This window comes from Solibacillus cecembensis (genome assembly GCF_050272495.1).
GTDB lineage: Bacteria > Bacillota > Bacilli > Bacillales_A > Planococcaceae > Solibacillus > Solibacillus cecembensis.
In genome coordinates this window covers 168,141-174,449 of the sequence record NZ_JBNNMF010000006.1, presented here as the reverse complement: position 1 = coordinate 174,449, position 6,309 = coordinate 168,141, and the positions used below count along the sequence as shown (strand labels likewise).

At 37.3% G+C, this 6,309-nt stretch carries 7 protein-coding genes; 6 read left to right on the top strand and 1 reads right to left on the bottom strand.

Annotated features, from left to right (window positions below):
* The first annotated feature begins 386 nt into the window (after positions 1-386).
* From ACQKIH_RS07645 to ACQKIH_RS07620, 6 genes are all read left to right on the top strand, one after another.
* Positions 387-932, top strand: a complete 546-nt coding sequence (locus tag ACQKIH_RS07645; protein ID WP_427764705.1) for a cysteine hydrolase family protein — start codon at positions 387-389, stop codon at positions 930-932.
* Between the two features lie 97 nt (positions 933-1,029).
* On the top strand, positions 1,030-1,287 hold the full coding sequence (locus tag ACQKIH_RS07640; protein WP_057983169.1) for a GlsB/YeaQ/YmgE family stress response membrane protein: 258 nt from the start codon (positions 1,030-1,032) through the stop codon (positions 1,285-1,287).
* 304 nt (positions 1,288-1,591) lie between these two features.
* Positions 1,592-2,221, top strand: a complete 630-nt coding sequence (locus ACQKIH_RS07635) for a cation:proton antiporter regulatory subunit (RefSeq protein WP_427764703.1) — start codon at positions 1,592-1,594, stop codon at positions 2,219-2,221.
* Between the two features lie 361 nt (positions 2,222-2,582).
* Positions 2,583-3,782, top strand: coding sequence for a quaternary amine ABC transporter ATP-binding protein (locus ACQKIH_RS07630; protein WP_427764700.1), 1,200 nt, complete (start codon positions 2,583-2,585; stop codon positions 3,780-3,782).
* A complete protein-coding gene (locus tag ACQKIH_RS07625) occupies positions 3,775-4,626 on the top strand; it encodes an ABC transporter permease (RefSeq protein ID WP_427764696.1) in 852 nt (283 codons plus the stop codon). Before ACQKIH_RS07630 ends, ACQKIH_RS07625 begins: the two co-directional genes overlap by 8 nt.
* 16 nt (positions 4,627-4,642) lie before the next feature.
* On the top strand, positions 4,643-5,515 hold the full coding sequence (locus ACQKIH_RS07620) for a glycine betaine ABC transporter substrate-binding protein (protein ID WP_057983161.1): 873 nt from the start codon (positions 4,643-4,645) through the stop codon (positions 5,513-5,515).
* A gap of 94 nt (positions 5,516-5,609) precedes the next feature.
* On the opposite strand, the gene ACQKIH_RS07615 is transcribed toward ACQKIH_RS07620, so the two are convergent.
* Positions 5,610-6,299 carry a lytic transglycosylase domain-containing protein gene (locus tag ACQKIH_RS07615; RefSeq protein ID WP_057983156.1) on the bottom strand — a complete coding sequence of 230 codons (690 nt, stop codon included), beginning with the start codon at positions 6,297-6,299 and terminating at the stop codon, positions 5,610-5,612.
* Between the last annotated feature and the right edge of the window lie 10 nt (positions 6,300-6,309).

Below are 6,309 nucleotides of genomic sequence, written 5' to 3'. Positions count from 1 at the left end.
AGCGAAATTAAACAACCAGTCGCCGGTTCAATACCGACAACTGGTTGGATAAATGCTTTTTTGACCTCTGTCTTATATACGGGGGTCAGTCCCAAATAGCTTTTTAGATTTTTTCATTTTCAAGTTTATTAGTGTAATAGCATTAATTCAAAGGCAAAATTCAATATAACTAAACTATGGATACCAACGAAAATAAGTCCTTGGCGATTCAATTTTTTCATTACAGCTAAGTCCATGTTCATCACCTCTTCTTTTGAATTAATAAAACTATACAACATACAAGGTGAAAAATCAAAAATTTTCGAACAAATTGTGAACTTTTTTTCATCCATTATTCTTTGTTACATGTCATAATAGTAGCAATACATTTTTAGGAGGGTTTTTCGATGTCAAAAAAAGCTTTAATCGTGATTGATTACACGTATGATTTTGTTGCTACAGACGGAAATTTAACTTGTGGTGTACCTGGACAAGCGATTGAAGGGACCATTACTTCCCTAATCGAACAGTTTATTAAGCAACAAGACGCGGTCTTATTTGCCAATGATATCCATTTTGAACAAGATCCATTTCATCCCGAAACGAAACTGTTCCCACCTCACAATATTATTGGGACGCCAGGGCGCGACTTGTACGGGGCGGTTAAAGATGCCTATGAGAAATATAAAGATCAGGTCATTTCTTTTGATAAAACACGTTATAGCGCATTTGCGGGAACAAATTTAGATATTTTATTGCGTGCTCGAAACATTTCAGAAGTAGTCCTCGTAGGCGTTTGTACGGATATTTGTGTATTACATACAGCTGTTGACGCATATAATTTAGGGTATATGATTACCGTTCCAAAAGATGGTGTTGCAAGCTTTAACGCGGTTGGGCATGACTGGGCACTTCAACATTTCCAACACACACTCGGCGCAACAATACTTTAAAAAATTTTTTATTTCAATGTTTAACTGTTTAAACTTTTGGCAATAATTAAGTAGATGCCGTTATCTTTTTTTATTCTTGCAAAAGGAGTTGAACAACATGATCAGTTTCATTTGGTTTTTAATCATCGGTGGTTTGTTAGGTTGGTTAGCGGGCGTTGTTTTAGGAAAAGATGTTCCAGGTGGAATTATAGGTAATATTATCGCTGGTATCGTCGGCTCATGGATTGGTAGCATGGTTTTAGGTAACTGGGGTTGGAAAGTATCTGACTTCTATGTATTCCCTGCTCTAATCGGTGCCATTGTCTTAATATTTATCGTGAGCTTTGCCTTAAAATCCATGCGCAAAGCAACGTAATACGTTTAAAGATACACAGTAAAGAGGAGATCACACTCCCTTTACCCTCGATAAAGGCACTCAGAATGAGGTTCCATCTGAGTGCCTTTTGTCATGAATAAAATAAAATTATTTTAACATTATTTAATAAACTGCACATGCTAGAATTGACAATATTATAGGGGGAATTTCCCTTTATGACAGTAATAATTTACTTTATTCCAAAAAGAATCAAATATAAAAACAATCCTGTAAAAACTAAGTATGCTTATTCTTTAAAATAATGTACGATAGGGATGATGATCGATAGAAAGAGGTTCAACTAATGGAATCAAAGAAACTACAAATCAAACAACCGAAATATCAAACAATTGCTGAAGATATCGCTTCTAAAATTGTAGAAAAAAAATATATCGTTGGTGAAAAAATTTATGCACGCTCATCGCTCGCATCTCAGTACGGTGTTTCAGCAGAAACCGCCCGCCGTGCCATTGCCGTATTGCAAGATTTAGACATTGTAGAAGCAACAAAAGGTAGTGGCGTTATTATTACATCGTATGAAAATGCCGCCAAATTTGTTCAGCGGCTTGAAGGCGTTCAATCCATTTGGGAATTGCAATCGACGCTGCAACAAAGCATCAACAAACAAATCGACGAACTTAATACTTTAAAAGAGACGACAAAAGAATTGATTAATCGAACGAACCGATTTCGTAATATTAATCCGTTCATCCCTTCCCAAATAGAAATTATGGAAAATTGCCCTTTCCTTCACAAAAATATTGGGGAAATTAACTTTTGGCAAAATACAAGAGCAACAATTGTCGGCATAAGGAAAGGTGACGATTTAATTATGTCCCCCGGTCCCTATGCAACGCTCGAAGCAGGCAATGTCATTTACTTTATAGGTGATGATGAGTCGTTGGCAAATGCACAACATTTTTTACAACTTTAACCAAAAATAACCGCGTTTTTTCATACTTAAAAATACGAAATTAGTATAATGCCTAAAATTTTGCCTCTGCAATTTTAGGCATTTTTTCACATTTTCAGACCCTCTCACCTATTACTAACTCCACTTTTCTCCAAACATCAATGATAAATAAAACACCTTCTTAAAAATCAAAGAAACCTATATTTGACGGGCGTTCAACATGTATTTCTCTATAAAGACCAACAGCATTAATTCTCAAAAAAAGGAAAACTCAATGAAACACCTCAACTATTTTTTATTAGAATCGCTCATTTGACAAAAGTAACAACTTCACGTTAACATTAAGTTGTTACTTTAATTAATAGAAAGTTGATGTGATAGTATGGAAAAATTAAGAGTAGAAAATGTCACCAAAATTTTCGGTAAGCAATCTGCAAATGCAATGAAGCTTGTCGAAAAACAAATGAGTAAAACAGAAATCCTGCAAAAAACAGGTGCAACAGTGGGTGTGTATGATGCATCATTCACCGTCAATGAAGGCGAAATTTTTGTCATTATGGGCTTATCAGGAAGCGGAAAGTCTACGCTCATTCGCCTACTAAATCGTCTCATTGATCCGACTGGTGGAGAAATATTCATTGACGGTGAAAAAATAACACGTCTTAAGAAAAGCCAACTACAGCAAATTCGCCGTGAAAAAATGAGTATGGTTTTCCAAAATTTTGGCCTATTCCCTCATCGTACCATTTTAGAAAATACACAATATGGCTTAGAAATCCGTGGTATTGCTAAGGAAGAAAAAAGATTGAAAGCAGAAAAGGCTTTAAATAATGCAGGTTTACTGGCTTATAAAGATCAGTATCCTCATCAATTATCTGGTGGCATGCAGCAGCGCGTTGGTTTAGCGAGAGCACTTGCGAATGATCCAGAAATTTTGCTCATGGATGAAGCTTTTTCTGCACTCGATCCACTAATTCGAAAAGAGATGCAAGACGAATTATTAGAACTTCAAGCAAATGTCCAAAAAACAATCATTTTCATTACACATGATTTAAATGAGGCACTTCGTATTGGCGATCGCATTGCCATTATGAAGGACGGGAAAATCATTCAAATCGGTACTGGGGAAGAAATTTTAACGAATCCGGCAAACGCGTATATTCGTACGTTTTTAGAGGATGTTGACCGTTCGAAAGTGTTAACTGCTGAACATGTTATGGTTCGAGCAATGACGATTAACGTTGAAAATGATGGTCCTAAAGTAGCCCTACAACGTATGCGTGAGGAAGAAATAAGTGTACTCATTGCAATCGATAAACAACGTCAGTTTAAAGGATATATTACAGCAACTGATGCACTCAAAGCGGCACAAGCTGGGGAAAAAACGGTTCGTGAAATCGTTCAAATGGATATGCCAACAGTTGAACCTACAACGCTCATCCAAGATGTGTTACCAATTATATCGGATTGTCCAACACCGATAGCAGTCGTGGATGAAGGGAAGCTGCGCGGAATCCTTATTCGTGGGGTCATTATTGAGTCACTTTCCTCTGCAACTCAGGAGGTAGAAGATCATGAGTAATTTTCTAAATCAAATTCCAGTATTACCTGTTGGAGATGTAGTAGAAAACGTAATGGATTGGTTCACCGATACATTTTCAAGTGTATTTAAATTTATTCAAACAGACGGAACCGCGTTAATGGATTCTGTTACAAATTTACTCATCTCTATCCCTCCTATTCTATTCATTTTACTCATAGCGATTGTTGCGTTTTTCGCTACTGGGAAGAAATTTGGCTTAGCGATTTTTTCAATACTAGGCTTACTATTCATTTACAATCAGCAGCTTTGGGAGCAATTAATGAACACTTTTACACTCGTATTATTTGCTAGTGTCGTTGCGATTATTATAGGGATTCCTCTAGGTATTTTAATGTCTAAGAGCACACTGGCAGACAATATTATTAAGCCCATTCTTGATTTTATGCAAACAATGCCTGGTTTCGTTTATTTAATTCCTGCTGTTGCGTTTTTTGGAATCGGTGTTGTACCGGGTGTATTTGCATCAGTAATTTTCGCACTCCCCCCTACTGTTCGCTTTACGAATTTAGGGATTCGCCAAGTTTCAAAAGAACTAGTCGAGGCAGCTGATTCATTCGGAAGTACAGGCCTTCAAAAGTTACTAAAAGTAGAGTTGCCAATCGCTAAGTCAACAATTATGGCTGGGATTAACCAAACGGTATTACTTTCTTTATCAATGGTCGTCATTGCGTCGATGATCGGGGCACCTGGATTAGGACGAGAAGTATTATCTGCTTTACAACGTGCACAGGTCGGAAACGGCTTTGTTGCTGGGATTAGCTTAGTTATCTTTGCCATTATCGTCGATCGATTAACGCAAAGTTTTAATAAAAAATCACTGTAAAAAAGGAGAATTTCAAATGAAAAAACGTAAATTTCTTTTAGGTGCTATGACAATTAGTGCGAGTATTTTACTTGCTGCTTGTGGGGGCGGTTCATCTTCAGAAAAAGAGGATTCACTAGGGAAAATTAATCTTGCCTATGTGGAATGGGATACAGAAGTCGCTTCAACGCATGTAGTCGGTCAAGTTTTAGAAGATATCGGCTATGATGTATCACTTACACCACTCGATAACGCAATTATGTGGGAAGCAGTTTCGAAAGATGAAGCCGATGCAATGGTTGCGGGCTGGTTACCGGCTACCCATGCCGCGCAATTAGAAAAGTACGGAGAGAATTTAGTTAATTTAGGTGAAAACTTATCCGGTGCAAAAATTGGATTAGTTGTACCTAGTTATATGGATGTCAATTCGATTGCGGATTTAAAAGCTGAAGCAGGTTCCACGATTACTGGAATTGAACCCGGCGCAGGTATTATGATGGCTACTGAAAAAGCGCTAGAAGGATATCCAAACTTAAATTCATGGTCATTACTTCCTTCTTCATCAGGTGCAATGACGGTTGCTTTAAAACAAGCAATTGCCAATGAAGAAGATATAATCGTTACAGGCTGGTCACCACACTGGAAATTTGCTTCGTATGACTTAAAATATTTAGAAGATCCACAAGGTATTTTTGGTGGTGAAGAGACAATTAATACATTTGTCAGTAAAAAGTTAGAAGAAAAAGCTCCAGAAGCGTATAAAGTACTAGATGCGTTCCACTGGACAGCAGAAGATATGGAAGAAGTCATGTTAGAAATCAATGGTGGGAAAAAGCCAAAAGATGCAGCGGCTGACTGGATTAAAAACAATCAAGAAACTGTTGATAAATGGACGGCAGAAGTGAAATAAAGCTTCCTTTCCTTCTATTATAGAATAGGAAATGCCAAGTAGATGATGAGTAAGTCCATCTACTTGGCATTTTTGATTTCACTCGCTTAACCTATCATTCTTTTAATGCAATTAGTTTCAACTGATCATCGTAATCTTTGTATTGATTGTAGTATTTCAATATATCTTCTACATAGGCATCACTATGATTGTACTGGTAAATTGCTTTTTTGAATTGCCCTTTATTAACACCCGCAATCGCTAAAAAATTCGCCGCGCTATAAACAGCATCCTCAATATCGAATGGATCTGCTATCCCGTCTCCATTCGCATCAATGCCATAGCCGCCATACTTTTTAATAACAGCCGGATTGGTTTTGTCCTTTTCAGGAATTTCCCCCTGACCGAGCCCTTTGCATGATGGATGTTTCCAACCAACAAACGTACACGGCATAAACTGTAAATGACCTTCTGCCCCAACTGGAGACACGAGTTTTTTCATCGACGAAAAACGCGTTTCCACTCGGTGATGAGCCGCAAGTAATGTCCACGGTACATTATATTTTTCTTCAGCTGCGACATAAATCGGTATGTATTCAATCGGAATTGACAAATCAAATTGTTCCTGGATTTGTTGATACACGGACTTTTCGGTAAATTGATCCCCGAATGGAAGTCCTTTAAATTGTTGCCACGTAAAATAAGTAAATACATAAAGCGTCAACGCGACTGGAATTAATAACACGATTAAAAATAGCTTCACTTTCGGTGAGATGAATGGTTTATTCTTTTTCTTAGCTGTCATAATTGCCACC